This is a genomic window from Sphingomonas sp. Leaf17, from assembly GCF_001421505.1.
Classification (GTDB): Bacteria; Pseudomonadota; Alphaproteobacteria; order Sphingomonadales; family Sphingomonadaceae; genus Sphingomonas.
In genome coordinates, this window is sequence record NZ_LMKL01000010.1 from 1 (window position 1) to 15,497 (window position 15,497).

Genomic DNA, 15,497 nt, shown 5'->3' on the forward strand with positions numbered 1-15,497 from the left:
CTAAGCGACGGTCCAGCGCCAAGATTGTCCCCACAGACCGTCTACACAATGATGCCGGTCGAGGTCTCTCAACCCCTCGGAAACGCTCGGGAAATCGTCGTCGGGGCAATGTTTAGATGTGTCTAAATGCCTCCCGATAGGTTTCGATCAGACTGTCTCTAAATCTCAGACCAGCGTCTGCAGTCACCCGAGCTTTTTCGATAAGCAGCGCAGCAATGCTATTATCCTTCGAAGAGAAGCGCACATTATGAAGGATTGATGCACCGACAGACCGACCCATAACTGGTCCATTGGTCGGCTCTGATTCTGCGATGGTCGGGTAAAATCTACCCTTGTTGGATGCCAAAATTGCGAATGTCTCGGGGTCTTCAGTCCAGCCCTTGCTGTCGAAGTCGTCCACATACAGCCCTGAGTCGAACTCGCTCGCCAGTAAGCCAACTATCGGGGGGTGTTCACCTTCCCCCACATCGAACGGACGAGCGTGAATGGCGAACAAGAGATTGCTCCCATCAACATCAACATAGCGGGCTTGAGAGCGTTTTCCGACTGCTTCGGCGATTGCCGTCTCCGAGGCTGGCAGCCCGTTTTCCCAGAAATTAAATCCGATCCGGTTGTCATCTCCCCATGTTGCCACCTGCACACGCGGATCGCCGTTGTCGTCTGCCACGATCTCCAATCCGACCCAACGCATGATCGATAGGAAGCAGGGCTTCCATCCGTATCCAAGCGCCTCCGTGAAGGTAATCTCCGGAAGAGAGCCGTTTTCGTATCCTATGCCCGCAAGCCAGTCCTGCGCGGCCTCAGATATAACGCCCTCTTCTGTCTCGTTTTCCCGAAGAAACTCCACCGCAATATTTTCCGGTAAGACGAAAACGCGCGACTCCACCGGAAACCCGATGAGGCCGATGGCAAGAGTTGGATTGGCCCAGTCAGTGTCGAGGCCAAGCGTTCCACCAGCCGTGTTGAACCGGCCAGCAATGATGTGATCCCTGTAGAACGGGCGCAATAAGGATGGCGGAAAGTTTGCAGCATCACCGTAAGGTGACGGCGCGATCGTAAGTATCTCATCGGCATCAAGTGCATCGACGCCGAACGGAGAATCTCTCAGCGTCGTCCACAAATCTGTAATGCGGGTGCGTTCTGCAACCGCAGTGCACAAAGCCGACGAGAAATGATCGAGAAGCGATTTTGCTGTTCGGTCGGCGGGATCAGACGGCAAGAAAGTGGGCGCGAAGGTCGTGCCATCGGCCAACACCCTCACTGCTCTCCGCCTCTCAGCGACGAGCACGTCTTCTCGGTCTGAACTTCCTAAGCACGCGCCCGCTGCGTGCGCGAGGCTCACAAAAGTTCTTGGCCGAGCGCCATATTCGCCATCTTTGGAAGGAGCAGGCGCATCCTCGCCGGGAAGCCGGAAATAGCGCTTCCGCTTCTCCCACACCCCTTCAAGACCAGAGGTTAGAACCATTTTTTGGGCTCCCAGCATTGGGTTGGCCGGGTTCACCTTCGCTGCGAGCTTGCCTAAATTTTCTGCGAACTTCGCCTTGTCCGCACCGAGCAACCGGGCCTTTGCCAGAATCTCAGATTCGAGCCGGTCCTCACCTCCCATTGAATTGGCATGAGCCCGCGCTTTGAACCGCTCGCGGCTATCAATGATATTGTCGCTCATCGAGAATCTCACAGAGAGGATTTATAGTTGGTAACGATGCTCGCCCCATCGGTGATCACCGCGAGCTTACGGCAACGGTCGGCGATTTGGGCTGAGATAGCCCCTTCACGAACCAGTCCCATAAGCCGTTGTTGCGAGATGGACAGACGATAGCAGCCACCGCCCACCGCTCGTTCGATATCGCCGTGGGCAAAGACTGCCGCTTGATGTTCGCGGCGAATGCCGCGCTGCTGAGAGCGCTTCGTTGCATGAACTGTGAGAACGGGCGGGAATGACGGGGGGGTGATCAGATGTTGCATCGCAAGTCTCCTTGAATGCGAACATTCTGCACCGGGCCACCCTGCGCCGCATGTCCAATCTGGCAATTTGTTTGGCATTATCAAGTGCCGTATCTGGCATCTAATATGGCATCATCTGGCAGTCAATCTGGCTTACTGAAACCGACCTGCTGGCAGTGCAGGTGCGCAAGATCAAGCTTGCTAAACCCAACCGCGTTCACCGCCTCAGCCAACGCGCGCGGCTGATACCCGCTGCCGTAGTTATCGGCCACCGCCGTGCCCTTGCCATCGGTCGTCCAGCCACCGAGCAGCAGGGCGACATCGCGGTCAATTTTCGCCTCACGCAGGCCGTCGCGAAAGTTGTGGCGGAACGAGTGGAAGCAGGTGAGTGGCGCTGCGGCACCGGCGTTTTCGAGGAAGCGCGAGAACCAGCGCGATATCGCGGTAGAGCGGTAACCCAAATGCCCGAACGGAAGCTCAGGGAACAGGTTCGTCTCGCCACATAGGCGCTGAGATTCAGCGAATGCCAGAAAGCCGCACCGGGTCAATTCGTCGTGGATCGGCACGATGCGCTCGCTGGCGTTGGTCTTCACGCGCTTCTCGTCGCCGGTCTGGCTGAGCCCGGAGGCCACCCGCAAGCACGGGATGCCGTCGATCTCCCGGATGTCGGAAACCTCAAGCTGGCAAATCTCATTGAGCCGCAGGCCGCTGAATAGCGCGATCAGCGGCACCCAAAATCGAGCGCGACGGGGGCGCTGGTCGCCGGGGACGGCGTAGCCGTTCGCGTCATCCCGGCACCCAGTGTAGATCGGCGCATCGAAGATGCAGCGAAGCTGCTCGGGCGAAAAGGGATTGCGCTTGTCGCGCTTCTTTACCGGGTCGCGGAGTTTCAGCCCCTTGAGCGGATTGCGGTCGAGATACCCCTCGTTCATCGCCCAGTTCATGACCCCGCCGAACCGGTTGATGTAGGCATTGAGGTTCGCGGTGCTGATGAGACGGCGCTCGCCCTTGCCCTTGGCCGCAGCGATCACCTCCGTGATCGTCATGTCTGGAAATCGTTGATGCGCGCTTTTTGGCATCTCGCGCAGGAGAGCCACGAACTCGCGGCATCCCTCGCGGGTGATCTCAGTGAGCGGCGTTTCTTCGCCAAACACCTCAATGACCCATTTCCGGGTCGTGGCGTGGGCGATCTGGGTCCGCTTGCTCCATGTGTGTTTGGGATCGGCGATGAAGCGATCATAGACATCGCCAATAGTGCGCGTGATCGGCGGCGTTGTGGGCGGCGAGGCAACCAAAGTTGATCGCATCGAAATCGCCGGATCGCCGACCGTGGTGGCGAGCAGTTTGGGATCGACTGCGCCACCGATTGAACAGCGAGCCTGCTCGAACTCGGCTTCAATATCAGCGGCAACCCGGTGGATGCGCCGGAGCGCCATCGCATAACTATCGGTGTCGAGCGACCGCCACACTTCCCGACCTTCCCATACCGTCAGTAGGACGGTTGGCACTCGTCGTCGGTAATAGAAAATGCCACGCTTCGAACACATGCCAATTGGTCGATTGTGGAGACGCCTCGTGTAGACCCCATGACGACGATTTCCCGAGCGTTTCCGAGGGGTTGAGAGACCTCGACCGGCATCATTGTGTAGACGGTCTGTGGGGACAATCTTGGCGCTGGACCGTCGCTCGCTGGAGCGGGCGAAGGGATTCGAACCCTCGACCCCAACCTTGGCAAGGTTGTGCTCTACCCCTGAGCTACGCCCGCTCTGGCGCCGTGTGCCGATCGCTGCGAGAGCCACCGGCTGGGTGAGGCGCGCTGTTAGCCCGGGGTTTCGAATGTTGCAACACCTAAATGTAAAGGCTTGGCTTAAAGCATCGAGCGCCCACATAAGGCGTGCAGCAGATCACCGGAGAATCCCCCTTGGCTACGCTTGGAATGTCCCCCGCCGAACAACAGGCCGTCGAGGCGTTCCGGCGCGACGTGGTCGAGCCGTCGATGGGGGCGCTGGTCATCATTGATTTCTGGGCGGAGTGGTGCGGGCCGTGCAAGGCGCTGACCCCCGTGCTGGAAAAGGTCGCCGCCGCCTATGCCGACAAGGGCGTGGTGCTGGCCAAGGTCGATACCGACAAGAACCAGTTCATCGCCGCGCAATTCCAGATCAAGTCGATCCCGACCGTCTATGCGATGTTCCAGGGCCAGCTGGTCGCCGACCTGACGCCGGCGCGGACCGAGAGCCAGTTGCGCGTCATGCTGGACCAGTTGCTGAAGCAGCTGCCGATCCCAAGCCCTGAAGCGGATGTGACCGCGCAGGTCGAGCCGCTGATCGCGATGGGCGAGGAGGTGCTGGCGGAGGGTGACGCCGAGCGGGCGCTGGGCATCTTCCGCCAGATCGCCGAGATGGCACCGGGCCATCCGGCGGTCCATTCCGGTTTCGTCCGCGCACTGGTGATGACCGGTGAACTGGACGAGGCCGAGCAGTGGCTCGAAAGCCTGGACCCGGCAATTGCCAAGGATCCGGCAATCGAGCGCGCGCGTGCCGCGCTGGCCCTGGCTCGCTCCGCGCCGCCGGTCGCCGACCTGTCGCCGCTGGAGGCCGCCGTGGCGGCCAATCCGGATGACATGGATGCGCGTTTCGCGCTGGGCAACGCGCAGGTGGCGGCCGGCCAGCGTGACGCGGCCGCCGACACGCTGCTGGCGATGGTCGCCGACGACCGCGCGTGGAACGAGGGTGCGGCGCGGCAGCAGTTGCTGAAACTGTTCGAGGTCGTCGGGCTGGAGGACCCTTGGGTGTCGGCGCAGCGCCGGCGTCTGTCGGCGATCCTGTTCGGATGACCGAGGCACCCGCCACCACCCGCCTGTCGGTATTTCCACTGCCCGGCGCGCTGCTGTTTCCGGGCATGCATCTACCGCTGCATATCTTCGAGCCGCGCTACCGGGCGCTGGTGTCGGACGCGATGGCGCGGGACCGGCGAATCGGTATGGTCCAGCCGCGCGGGGCGGGCGAGCCGGCGCCGCTGTTCGATATCGGCTGCGTCGGGCGAATCGCCGATGTCGAGGCGCTGGAGGACGGCCGCTACAATGTGATCCTGGAGGGGCTGTCGCTGTTCCGCATCGTCCGCGAGCTGGATGTGACGACGCAGTTTCGTCAGGTGGAGGCCGAATTGCTGCCGGCGAAGGCGGACGACGCGCTGTCGCTCGGTCGCCGGTCGTCGCTGGAAATCGAATCGCGCCGGTTTGCGGACGCGCAGGGGTTCGCGGTCGACTGGGATGCGGTGACACGGCTGGACGACGAGGCGCTGGTCAACGGCATTGCCCAGATCGCCCCGTTCGATTCGGCGGCCAAGCAGGCGCTGCTGGAGGCGGGTGATATCGAAACGCGCGCGGAGCTTATCATCCAGCTGATGCAGTTTTTCGGGCGGCACGACGGCGAAGACCGGGTGACGTTGCAGTGAGTGAGACGACGACCGGCAACGGCATCGACCCCTGGCTGCTTGGCAAGCTCGTCTGCCCGGTGACGCGGCAGCCGCTGCGGTATGACGCAGCGGCGGCGGAACTGGTGTCGGAGGCGGCGGGGCTGGCCTATCCCGTGCGCGACGGCGTGCCGGTCATGCTGGTGGAGGAAGCGCGGCGGATCGCACCGTCACTCGAACGCGGCGCGTAACGCGGCGGCATCGCCATTGAAGACGTTGACGTCCATGTCTGCCTGGGTCCCCGGCACACGGTACAGGCACGACGCACCCGGCCTGCAGTTGATCTCGCTGGAAAACTGCCAGAGCGTATAGCGTGGCCAGATGCGATGATCGGTCATGCCGTGGGTCGGGCGGAAACGCGCGATCCACAGCGGCGTCCGGCGCAGCAGGGGATTGGCGGCATATCGGTCGCTGATATGCCGGTAGGTCGAGTAATTGACGTACAGCGTGGCATAGTGCCCGGTCCTCGCCTGGACCCGGTGCAGGAAACGAAGGGCGTCCGGGATCGTCATCGACCGTTTCGGATCAAGATTTTCGATGTCGAGGGCGAGGAATCTGGCGTTTATCGCCTTGCCGGCCTCGACCAGTGCGTCTGCCTGCGCGATCGGGTCGCCGGGCAGACCCAGCAGGTAGATGCCGTAGAGCAGCCCCTGACGCCGTGCCTCCACCGCGCGTTCGCGGTAGCGGGCATCGGGTCGCATGCCGTACAGGGCGCGGTGGATCACCGCCTTGACGTGGGGATCCGTCTTCACCGCCTTCCAGTTGACGGCATTGCCAGCATAGGGATCGATGACGATGATCGGGTCCGGCAGCAGCCAGGGGCGATCGTCGACGCTTTGCGCCGAAGCCGCCGCCCCGAGCAATGCAAGCACGAACGCGGCAGCAAGTTTCCCGGTCATGGCAGATCCCCCTTCAGCGATGCGTCGGATCATACGCACCGATGGGGTCGGTCGTGAGACAACCGATCCGGTTCGGATCAGGCAGTCCGGTTCGGATCAGATCGTCATCCCCTCCAGCAGCTTCGGCAGGTCGCCGCTTTCGCCGCGTGCCTCGGCCATGAACCGCGCTTTCAGCGGCGGGATGGCGTTAACCGCGCTGATGCCGAAGCGACGGACCGCACTGGCGGTTCTGCCCTTCACGCCGAACAGGCGGGTCAGCGAATCGGTCGCCAGCGCCACCATGAAGGTGTCGACACCGCGCCAGCGCTGGTACCGATCGAGCAGCGCCGCGTCGCCGAGGTCGAGGCCGGTGCGCTTGCCGTCGACCAGTACCTCGGCCAGCGTGGCGACGTCGCGGAAGCCCAGGTTCAGCCCCTGCCCCGCGATCGGATGGATGCCGTGCGCGGCGTCGCCGACCAGCACCAGGCGTTCGCCGGTGATTCGTGCAGCGTGGTGGAAGCCGAGCGGATAGGTCGAGCGCGGCGACAGATCCGACAATGTGCCAAGGAACCCGCCCATCCGCTTCTCCGCCTCGGCCAGGAATCCGCGATCCGACAGCTTCAGCATGCCCGGCGCATCGTCGGCCGCGACGGTCCAGACGATAGCCGACCGTTGGCCGGTCGCATCGCCGGGCAGCGGCAACAAAGCGAAGGGACCAGCCGGATAGAAAATCTCGTAAGCGGTATCGTCATGCGGATGTTCGTGATGAAAGGCCGCGATGATCGCTGCGTGGTCATAGTGCCAGCGGGCGATGGTGATTCCGGCGGCGTCGCGCGTCGGGGAATTGCGCCCCTCCGCCGCGACCAGCAGGGGCGCGCGGACCACCGATCCGTCGTCGAGCGTCGCGGTGACGCCGGCGGTGGTGCGATCGACGTGCACCGCGCGACGCTGCATCCGGACATCGACATGAGGTGCGGCAGCGGCGGCATTATGGAGCGTCCGGCGGAGCAGCTTGTTTTCGTACATCGTGCCCAGCGCGCCATCGTCGGCATCGGGGACGAAATCGAGCGCGCCGGGCAACAACCCGTCGCTGACCCGGATCGAGCGAATCGCGCAGCCCTGCCCGCGCAGGGTCGCACCGACACCGATCGCATCGAGCAGCCGGTGGCTGGCGCTGGCCACCGCCGAGGCGCGGCCGTCGAACCCCTCGGCCAGCGTCACCGCCGGATCGGCCGGGTCGACGACGATCGAGGTCATCCCATGCGCGTCGAGCGCCAGCGCCAGCGTGGCCCCGACCATGCCCCCGCCGAGAATCAGGACGTCGGCGCTTTTGGCCTCCGCCACGGCATCGCGGCTTTCGGCGGTGTCGGTTTGGGCGGAGGACGGCGCGCTGGCGGATGTGGTCATGGCACCAATGTAGGCGCGGCATCGCCGCCTGCCAACGCCGCCGCGCGACGGACCGAGCCTTGACGGACGCACCCGCGGGGACGATGCATATCACGGTTAACTAGCGACATCGAAGGAACGATCATGGCGAGCCGCGCGCAGCCGGTCTTGTGGCGTGAAACGGTAAAGGCCGGGGCCGTGCGCAGCGGCGCGGTGATCGCCGCCGTCGCGCTGATGCTGGCCGCGCTGGTCATGGCGCTGGCGCTGGCCAGCTATCACGCGGGCGACCCGGCGATGAACACCGCGTCGGGCGGTCCGGCCCAAAACCTGCTGGGCCTGCCGGGTGCGTGGTTCGCCGATTTCGCGCTGTGGCTGCTGGGGCCGGTCGTCGCGCTGCTGCTGCCGATCGTGCCGATCGTGGCGATGCGGTTGTGGCGCGACCTGCCAGCGGGGCGCTGGGGCCGGATGGTGCGGATGGCGTTGCTGGGCACCGCCCTGATGGCGACGGCGCTGGCGTTCGTGTCCCGTTCGGCGGTCATGGCGTTGCCGGCCGGCTGGGGCGGTGTCGTCGGCCTTGGCGTGTCGGGTGCGATCCGCGCGGCCATCGGCCTGATCGGCGACCCGGTCATCGAATTATGGAGCGCGCGCGCGATCGGGCTGGTCGCGGCGATCGCAGGGACGATCATCTGGGCGCGCAGCCTGGAAATCGACTTCGGCGAGCGGCGCTGGGCCAGCCGGGCATGGCCGCGCGGCCGGTTGTCGGTGCGACGGCAGGCTGATCCGGGCGTCGATGACGTGGCGGATGACGATGACGTGCCGCTGACGCTGACCGCGCGCCCCGTCCCCCGCGCGCTGGCCGAGCCGGACACGCGCCCCGCGCCGGTCATCACCGACCGGTCGTCGGCGCCGGTCGTCGCCAAGCCCAAGGCGCGGCAGGACCGGCTGGACCTGCGCGACAACTACACGCTGCCGAGTCTCGACCTGCTCAGCCCCGCGCCGGCATCGTCCAAGACGCCGATCGACAAGGCGGCGTTGGAGCGCAACGCCCGGCTGCTGGAAAGCGTGCTCGACGATTTCCAGGTGAAGGGCGCGATCGTCGAGGTGCGGCCCGGCCCGGTCGTGACGATGTACGAGCTGGAACCCGCGCCCGGCATCAAGGCGAGCCGGGTCATCGCGCTGGCCGACGACATCGCCCGCAACATGAGCGCGATTTCCGCGCGTGTGGCGACGATTCCGGGGCGTACCGTCATCGGCATCGAGCTGCCCAACGCCAAGCGCGAGACGGTGGCGCTGCACGAACTGGTCGGCAGCCAGACGTTCGAGGATCAGGCGGCGCAATTGCCGATCATCCTGGGCAAGAACATCGCCGGCGACGCGGTGATCGCCGATCTGGCCCCGATGCCGCATCTGCTGGTCGCCGGTACGACGGGGTCGGGCAAGTCGGTCGGGCTGAACTGCATGATCCTGTCACTGCTGTACCGGCTGACGCCGGACCAGTGCCGGATGATCATGATCGACCCGAAAATGCTCGAACTGAGCATGTACGAGGATATTCCCCACCTGTTGTCGCCGGTCGTCACCGATCCGGCCAAGGCGGTGCGCGCGCTGAAATGGGCGGTCGAGCAGATGGAGGACCGCTATCGCCAGATGTCCTCGGTCGGGGTGCGCAGCCTTGCCAGCTTCAACGACAAGGTGCGCCAGGCCAAGGTCAAGGGCCAGCCGCTGGGGCGCAAGGTCCAGACCGGCTATCATCCCGACACCGGCCAGCCGATGTACGAGGAAGAAAAGCTGGAATACGACGTGTTGCCGCAGATCGTGGTGATCGTCGACGAGCTGGCCGACCTGATGATGACCGCGGGCAAGGAGGTCGAGTTCCTGATCCAGCGCCTCGCGCAGAAGGCGCGCGCGGCGGGCATCCACCTCATCATGGCGACGCAGCGCCCGTCGGTCGACGTCATCACCGGCGTCATCAAGGCCAATCTGCCGACGCGCATCAGCTTCCACGTCACGTCGAAGATCGATTCGCGCACCATTCTGGGTGAGCAGGGGGCCGAACAGCTGCTGGGCAAGGGCGACATGCTCTACATGCCCGGCGGCAAGGGCATCGTCCGCGTCCACGGACCCTTCGTGACCGACGACGAGGTTCACGCGATCGCCGATCACTGGCGGTCGCAGGGGCGGCCCGACTATATCCAGTCGGTCACCGAGGAGCCGGAGGAAAGCTTCGACCTGGAAGGTGCGCCTACGGGTGAGGATTCGGCGGAGGACCAGCAGTATCGTTCCGCAATCCAGCTGGTGTGCGAGAGCCAGAAGGCCTCGACCTCGTGGCTGCAGCGTCAGCTGCGGATCGGGTATAATTCGGCGGCGCGGCTGATTGAACGGATGGAGAAGGACGGCATTGTTGGCCGGCCCGACCATGTCGGCCGCCGCGAGGTGCTGCGCGATCGGGACGGGCATCCGGTCTGAGGATGTGGTTGCAGCACATGCCGGGGCCGGGCCGCTCCCCTGTCCTGCGCACTTCCCTTGCTCTCCCCCGCCGGCGCGGGGAAACGGGCCTGGCGACGGACAATTTGCCCAGGTGACGGCACCGTCCCGAAGGCGGATCGTTGACCGGGAATGACCAACACCACATCCCCGCCGCTGACCGTCTGGCATGACGGCGACTGCCCGCTGTGCCGGCGGGAGATCGCGCTGATGCGGCGGCTCGACACGCGCGGACGGATCGATTTCGTCGATGCCAGTGACGGCGACGCGACCTGCCCGATCGACCGCCGCGACCTGCTCGCGCGGTTCCATGCGCGCGAGGACGGGCGGATGCTGTCGGGGGCGGCGGCGTTTGCGGCGATGTGGCGGGCAATTCCGGTGCTGCGGCCATTGGGACTGGCGGCGCGCAACCGGCATGTCCTGCGGGTGCTGGAGGCGGCCTATGTCGGGTTCCTGCGCGCGCGCCCTGCCCTGCAACGTCTTGTCCGGCGCGTGGAGCGGACGGCGTGAGCGTGACGCCGATCGTACCCGGTCCGGGTCAGGAGAGCGTCTGGGCCTTCCCACGTCCGGCCATCGCACAAGCCTTTGCCGGGCATGTCGAGATCGTCCATGCGGGGCACCATCTGGTCGATACCCGCGCGAGCGTCCGCACGCTGGAGACAAGCCACCCGCCAAGCTATTATATCCCGCCGGCGGACATCGACATGTCGCTCATCCGGTCGAGCAAGCGGACCTCGTTCTGCGAATGGAAGGGTGTGGCGACCTATGTCGATGTGGTGATCGACGGACGGGTCTTTGCCGATATCGGCTGGCGCTATGCCGATCCGACACCGGGTTTCGCGCGACTGCGCGACCACATCGCGTTTTATGCCGATCCGTTCGACGAATGCCGCGTAGATGGCGAACGGGTGACGCCGCAGCCGGGCGGCTTTTACGGCGGCTGGATCACGTCACGCGTGACCGGGCCGTTCAAGGGCGTACCCGGCAGCCGGTTCTGGTAGCCATCTTCTGGTAGCCATCGCGGCGTGCGGCCATATCATGCCGTCATCAGTTCACGGCGGGTTCAACCGGCGGGGACCAGGGTTTGCGTCGTTCAGGAGATTTTGATGCGTTTCGTCACCGCCCTCATCGCGGCCTTCGCCGTTGCCGGCCCAGCCGCGCTGCTGGCCCCGCCCATCGCCGCGCAGGCGACGGGCGATCTTGCCCGCGTGCAGCAGCACCTGCGCTCGGTCGAATCGATGACCGCGACCTTTACCCAGGCCGATCGCGGCGGACAGGTGCTGACCGGCACGCTGACGCTGAAGAAGCCGGGCAAGATCCGGTTCCAGTATCAGAAGGGTGTGCCGATCCTGCTGGTCAGCGACGGGCGCGCGCTTTGGTTCATCGATTATTCGGTGAAGCAGGTGCAGGGCTTCCCGATCAAGAACTCGCCGCTCGGCGTCCTGCTCGATCCGACGCGCGATATCTCGCGCTATGCCCGGATCGTGCCGGGTGACGGCCGCGTCCTGAGCGTCGAGACGAACGATCCCAAGCATCCGGAATATGGCAAGATCACGCTGGTGTTCGCGCGCGATGCCGCCGCACCGGCCGGACTGTCGCTGCAAGGCTGGGTCGCGCTGGACAGCCAGGGCAATCGTACCACCATCCGCCTGACGAATCAGCGGTTCAATACACCGGTGAGCGACGGGACGTTCCGCTGGAACGATCCACGGAAGGGGCAGCAGCGAAACTGACGATTCCATTCATCTGCCCGACAGGTTGGCTGCCCTAAAGACCTATTGGCGGGTGTGAGCCGGTCCGGGATTTTCCCCCTGTTGCCCGGACATCACGTTCATACCTTGCCTGCGTGACGAACGCTGAGTCGGCCCCCGTTCCATGCCCCCGGAACGGGGGTCTTTGCGTTTCGGGCGGCCCCCTCGTTCCCTTGGTCGCGCGTTCCCCTGATTGCTTGTTCCGGGGCCGCCGGGTCGCTACATCCGCGAGGCCTCATGAAGATCGTATCCTGGAACATCAATTCGGTGCGCTTTCGCATCGCCATCGTCGAACAGTTCCTGCGTGAAGCGGAACCCGACATCCTGTGCCTGCAGGAAACGAAGGTGGTCGATGGCGACTTCCCGATCGCGGCGTTCCATGCACTGGGCTACCCCCATGTCATCCTGAACGGCCAGCGGATGCATCACGGCGTCGCGATCGTGTCGCGCGTGCCGATCAGCGCCGACGACCGCTTCGACTGGCAGGCGAACAACGAGGCGCGGCATGTCGGTGTCCGGCTCGACAACGGCGTGCGGATCGAGAATGTCTATGTTCCCGCCGGCGGCGACGTGCCCGACCGGGTGGCGAACCCCAAGTTCGGGCAGAAGCTGGACTTTATCGAACGCATGACGCGCTGGTCGGCGGGGCTGGATTGCCCGGCGTTGCTGGTCGGCGATTTCAACATCGCGCCGCTGGAGGCCGATGTGTGGAGCCACAAGCAACTGATCGACGTGGTCAGCCACACACCGGTCGAGGTCGCGGCACTGGACGCGCTGCGCCGGTCGAACAGATGGGTCGACCTGGGGCGGCATTTCCACCCCGCGCCAGCCCGCCTGCATACCTGGTGGAGTTACCGCGCCAAGGACTGGCTGGCGTCAGACCGGGGGCGGCGGCTGGACCATATGTGGGCGACCGAGAGCGTGGCGAAGGTGGCGACCGGCCATACCGTGTTCGAATCCTGCCGTGGGTGGCTGAAGCCGTCCGATCATGTGCCGATCATGACGGAGTTCGACTTTTGAGCGAACCCAACCCGAGGTCGGTGGCGCGGGCGATCGACGCCATGCGGCGTGGCTGGCCGATTGCCATTGCCGGCGCGGGCGAACCGATACTGACGCTGATGGCGATCGAAACCGGCGATGCGGTGCGGCTGGCCGCGTTCGATCCGACCGGGACGGCCGCCGTCCTGCTGTCCGCCGGGCGCGCGGCCACGCTGAAGCTGGCGAACCAGCGCGATGCGGCCGTGCCCGATGCCGCCGTGCTGGTCGACCGCGCGCCGTGGCTGGACTTTGCCGCCGCGACCGCGCTGGCCGATCCCCAGCACGACCTGGCGACGCCGCTGAAGGGGCCTTTCCGCGCGATTCCGACCGCGTCGCCGGTGGCGGCCGCCGCCGCGATCCGGCTGGCGCGGGTGGCGGGGCTGCTGCCCGCCTTCTTCACCGGCGGCGTCGATCCCGACGTGACGATCACGCCCGCCGACATCGACACGCATGAGGACGCGACCCGGCTGGCCATCGCCACCCGCGCGCGGTTGCCGGTGGCGGGTGCCGAGGACGCGGAGATCGTCGCGTTCCGATCACCCGAAAGCGCCGACGAGCATGTCGCCCTCCTGATCGGCCAGCCCAACGGTGAACCGCCCTTGGTCCGGCTGCACAGCGAATGCCTGACCGGCGACGTGCTGGGCAGCTTGAAATGTGATTGCGGGCCGCAGTTGCAAGCGGCCCTCGCCCGGATCGCGGAGAGCGGCTGGGGGATCCTGCTCTATCTGCGGCAGGAGGGGCGCGGGATCGGCCTGGTCAACAAACTGCGCGCCTACCAGTTGCAGGATCAGGGCTTCGATACGGTCGACGCCAATACGCGGCTTGGCTTTGCGATCGACGCGCGCGATTTCGGCGTGGCGGCGCGGATGCTGACTCTACTGGGGCAGGACCGGGTGCGGTTGCTGACCAACAACCCGGCCAAGGTCGCCGGGCTGGCGACGCACGGCGTGACGGTGATCGAGCGCGTCGCCCACGCCCTGCCCGCCAACCCGCACAATGCGCGCTATCTGGATACCAAGCGCGACCGGACCGGGCACCAGTTGTAGGCTTTGCCCGACGGGCGACCAACGTAGGACCCTGCCCATCCCGGCGAAGGCCGGGGCCAAATTGGGCAAATGTTTGCGCGCTATTCCTGCCGCAAACCCTTTTGGGCTTCGGCCTTCGCCGGGGTGGTGCCCGAAGTGACGGGCGATGCTGTTATCCCCAGCAACCGCGCGACCTCGGCATAGTCGTTCGCGATGGCATCGACGCCGATATCCAGCAGGCGCGCGTCGTGGCCGACCGCGCAGTGGCTGCCGGCGCACAGGCCGATGACATAGGCCCCGGAGGCAACCGCGCCGGTCGCGCCGACGGGGGAATCCTCGATGATCGCCATGCGCGCGATGTCGATGCCAAGCGCGTCGGCGGCGTGAAGATACAGGTCGGGCGCGGGTTTGCCGCGCGCTACATGCTCGCGACCGCTGTACAGGTGATCGCCAAACACGTCGCGCAGGCCGATGTGGCGCAGGTGACGGTCGATCCAGCGGGTCGGGCTGGACGAGACGATCGCGCGCGGCAGGTCGGCGGGCAGCGACCGGACAAAGGCCACCGCGCCCTCGACCGCGTCGATGCCCGATTCCATCACCCGCTCATCCTCGGCCGCGCGCGCGACGTGGAAGGATTCCGGCACCGAGCCGCCAATCCGGCGTTCGATCGCGAGCAGGAAATCCGGGCCGGCCAGTCCCATGAAATGGGCCATCGATTCGGCGGGCGTCGTCGGATAGCCGGCGGCGGTCAGGGCCTGGGCGATCTGGCGGTTGCTGAGCGATTCACTTTCGATCAGGACGCCGTCGAAATCGAACAGCAGCGCGTCGTACGTCATGCCAGTGTCTCCATACGCGGGCCGAACAGCGCGCTGCCGATCCGGACATGGGTCGCGCCGATTGTGACCGCCGTTTCGTAATCGTCGGACATACCCATGCTGAGCGCGGGCAGGTCGTGGTCACGCGCCAGTTTCGCCAGCAGCGCGAAATAGGGGGCCGGTTCGATATCGGCCGGGGGCAGGCACATCAGGCCGATGACCGGCAGGCCGGCGTCGCGCGCGGCATCGACCAGCGCGGGCAGGTCGGCGACCGCGCAGCCGCCCTTCTGCTCCTCGTCGCCGATGTTCACTTGCACGAAACAGTCGGGGCGCCTGCCCGTCTTTTCCATCGCCCTGGCCAGGGCGGTCACGAGCGAGGCGCGGTCGACGACATGGATCACATCGAACAGGGCAACCGCCTCGTCCGCCTTGTTCGACTGCAACTGGCCGATCAGATGGAGTTGGACGTCCGGGTAGGTCGCGCGGAGGTCAGGCCATTTGGCGGCGGTTTCCTGCACCCGGTTCTCACCGAACATCCGGTGCCCGGCCTCCAGCAGCGGCAGGATCGCGGCGGCATCGCGGGTTTTCGACACGGCGATCAACCCGACCTCCTCCGGCTTGCGGCCGGCGAGCAGGGCTGCCTTGCCAATGCGGTCCCGGATGGTGGGCAAGTCGGTGCGGGTGGTGTCGTCTGGCGTCATGCGC

At 65.5% G+C, this 15,497-nt stretch carries 16 protein-coding genes and 1 tRNA gene; 9 read left to right on the top strand and 8 right to left on the bottom strand.

What is annotated here, in order from left to right:
* Positions 1 to 112 precede the first annotated feature (112 nt).
* From ASE75_RS15645 to ASE75_RS14530, 4 genes are all read right to left on the bottom strand, one after another.
* A complete protein-coding gene (locus ASE75_RS15645; protein WP_156340543.1) occupies positions 113 to 1,666 on the bottom strand; it encodes a hypothetical protein in 1,554 nt (517 codons plus the stop codon).
* Between the two features lie 8 nt (positions 1,667 to 1,674).
* The gene (locus tag ASE75_RS15650; RefSeq protein ID WP_156340545.1) at positions 1,675 to 1,965 is read right to left on the bottom strand and encodes a hypothetical protein; all 291 of its coding nucleotides are present in this window, start codon (positions 1,963 to 1,965) and stop codon (positions 1,675 to 1,677) included.
* Between the two features lie 122 nt (positions 1,966 to 2,087).
* Entirely contained in the window at positions 2,088 to 3,491 is a 1,404-nt protein-coding gene (locus ASE75_RS14525; protein ID WP_082464019.1) for a DUF6538 domain-containing protein, read from the bottom strand.
* A gap of 143 nt (positions 3,492 to 3,634) precedes the next feature.
* A tRNA-Gly gene (locus ASE75_RS14530) sits at positions 3,635 to 3,709 on the bottom strand.
* A gap of 171 nt (positions 3,710 to 3,880) precedes the next feature.
* On the opposite strand from ASE75_RS14530, the gene ASE75_RS14535 reads away from it, so the two are divergent.
* Genes ASE75_RS14535 through ASE75_RS14545 form a run of 3 tightly spaced genes read left to right on the top strand, consistent with a single transcriptional unit; the run spans position 3,881 to position 5,606 of the window.
* Positions 3,881 to 4,777, top strand: coding sequence for a tetratricopeptide repeat protein (locus ASE75_RS14535; RefSeq protein WP_055934938.1), 897 nt, complete (start codon positions 3,881 to 3,883; stop codon positions 4,775 to 4,777).
* Complete coding sequence (locus ASE75_RS14540; protein ID WP_055934941.1) at positions 4,774 to 5,397, top strand: LON peptidase substrate-binding domain-containing protein; 624 nt, start codon at positions 4,774 to 4,776, stop codon at positions 5,395 to 5,397. Before ASE75_RS14535 ends, ASE75_RS14540 begins: the two co-directional genes overlap by 4 nt.
* Positions 5,394 to 5,606 carry a Trm112 family protein gene (locus tag ASE75_RS14545; RefSeq protein ID WP_055934944.1) on the top strand — a complete coding sequence of 71 codons (213 nt, stop codon included), beginning with the start codon at positions 5,394 to 5,396 and terminating at the stop codon, positions 5,604 to 5,606. Before ASE75_RS14540 ends, ASE75_RS14545 begins: the two co-directional genes overlap by 4 nt.
* Here the strand turns inward: ASE75_RS14545 and ASE75_RS14550 are convergent.
* Positions 5,586 to 6,314 (bottom strand): GH25 family lysozyme, encoded by a 729-nt coding sequence (locus tag ASE75_RS14550; protein ID WP_055934947.1) that lies wholly within the window; start codon positions 6,312 to 6,314, stop codon positions 5,586 to 5,588. The two genes, ASE75_RS14545 and ASE75_RS14550, sit on opposite strands and share 21 nt — an antisense overlap.
* Before the next feature lie 96 nt (positions 6,315 to 6,410).
* Entirely contained in the window at positions 6,411 to 7,700 is a 1,290-nt protein-coding gene (locus tag ASE75_RS14555) for a UbiH/UbiF/VisC/COQ6 family ubiquinone biosynthesis hydroxylase (RefSeq protein ID WP_082464021.1), read from the bottom strand.
* A gap of 123 nt (positions 7,701 to 7,823) precedes the next feature.
* Between ASE75_RS14555 and ASE75_RS14560 the strand changes: the two genes are divergently transcribed.
* The 6 genes from ASE75_RS14560 to ribA all read left to right on the top strand — a co-directional run bounded on the left by ASE75_RS14560 (position 7,824) and on the right by ribA (position 13,998).
* The gene (locus tag ASE75_RS14560) at positions 7,824 to 10,145 is read left to right on the top strand and encodes an FtsK/SpoIIIE family DNA translocase (RefSeq protein WP_055934950.1); all 2,322 of its coding nucleotides are present in this window, start codon (positions 7,824 to 7,826) and stop codon (positions 10,143 to 10,145) included.
* A gap of 150 nt (positions 10,146 to 10,295) precedes the next feature.
* The gene (locus ASE75_RS14565) at positions 10,296 to 10,673 is read left to right on the top strand and encodes a thiol-disulfide oxidoreductase DCC family protein (RefSeq protein ID WP_055934953.1); all 378 of its coding nucleotides are present in this window, start codon (positions 10,296 to 10,298) and stop codon (positions 10,671 to 10,673) included.
* Positions 10,670 to 11,164: a DUF427 domain-containing protein gene (locus ASE75_RS14570; RefSeq protein ID WP_055934956.1), complete on the top strand. Its 495-nt coding sequence runs from the start codon at positions 10,670 to 10,672 to the stop codon at positions 11,162 to 11,164. The genes ASE75_RS14565 and ASE75_RS14570 overlap by 4 nt, the downstream gene beginning before the upstream one ends.
* A gap of 105 nt (positions 11,165 to 11,269) precedes the next feature.
* Positions 11,270 to 11,896 (top strand): LolA family protein, encoded by a 627-nt coding sequence (locus ASE75_RS14575; protein WP_055934959.1) that lies wholly within the window; start codon positions 11,270 to 11,272, stop codon positions 11,894 to 11,896.
* Positions 11,897 to 12,151: 255 nt separating this feature from the next.
* Positions 12,152 to 12,934 (top strand): exodeoxyribonuclease III, encoded by a 783-nt coding sequence (locus ASE75_RS14580; protein ID WP_055934962.1) that lies wholly within the window; start codon positions 12,152 to 12,154, stop codon positions 12,932 to 12,934.
* A 41-nt stretch (positions 12,935 to 12,975) separates the two neighbouring features.
* Positions 12,976 to 13,998 carry a GTP cyclohydrolase II gene (gene ribA, locus ASE75_RS14585; protein WP_055935127.1) on the top strand — a complete coding sequence of 341 codons (1,023 nt, stop codon included), beginning with the start codon at positions 12,976 to 12,978 and terminating at the stop codon, positions 13,996 to 13,998.
* Between the two features lie 80 nt (positions 13,999 to 14,078).
* On the opposite strand, the gene ASE75_RS14590 is transcribed toward ribA, so the two are convergent.
* Both ASE75_RS14590 and ASE75_RS14595 read right to left on the bottom strand, forming a co-directional pair.
* Positions 14,079 to 14,813 carry an HAD family hydrolase gene (locus ASE75_RS14590; RefSeq protein ID WP_082464023.1) on the bottom strand — a complete coding sequence of 245 codons (735 nt, stop codon included), beginning with the start codon at positions 14,811 to 14,813 and terminating at the stop codon, positions 14,079 to 14,081.
* Positions 14,810 to 15,493 (bottom strand): YggS family pyridoxal phosphate-dependent enzyme, encoded by a 684-nt coding sequence (locus ASE75_RS14595; RefSeq protein WP_055934964.1) that lies wholly within the window; start codon positions 15,491 to 15,493, stop codon positions 14,810 to 14,812. Before ASE75_RS14595 ends, ASE75_RS14590 begins: the two co-directional genes overlap by 4 nt.
* Positions 15,494 to 15,497: the final 4 nt, after the last annotated feature.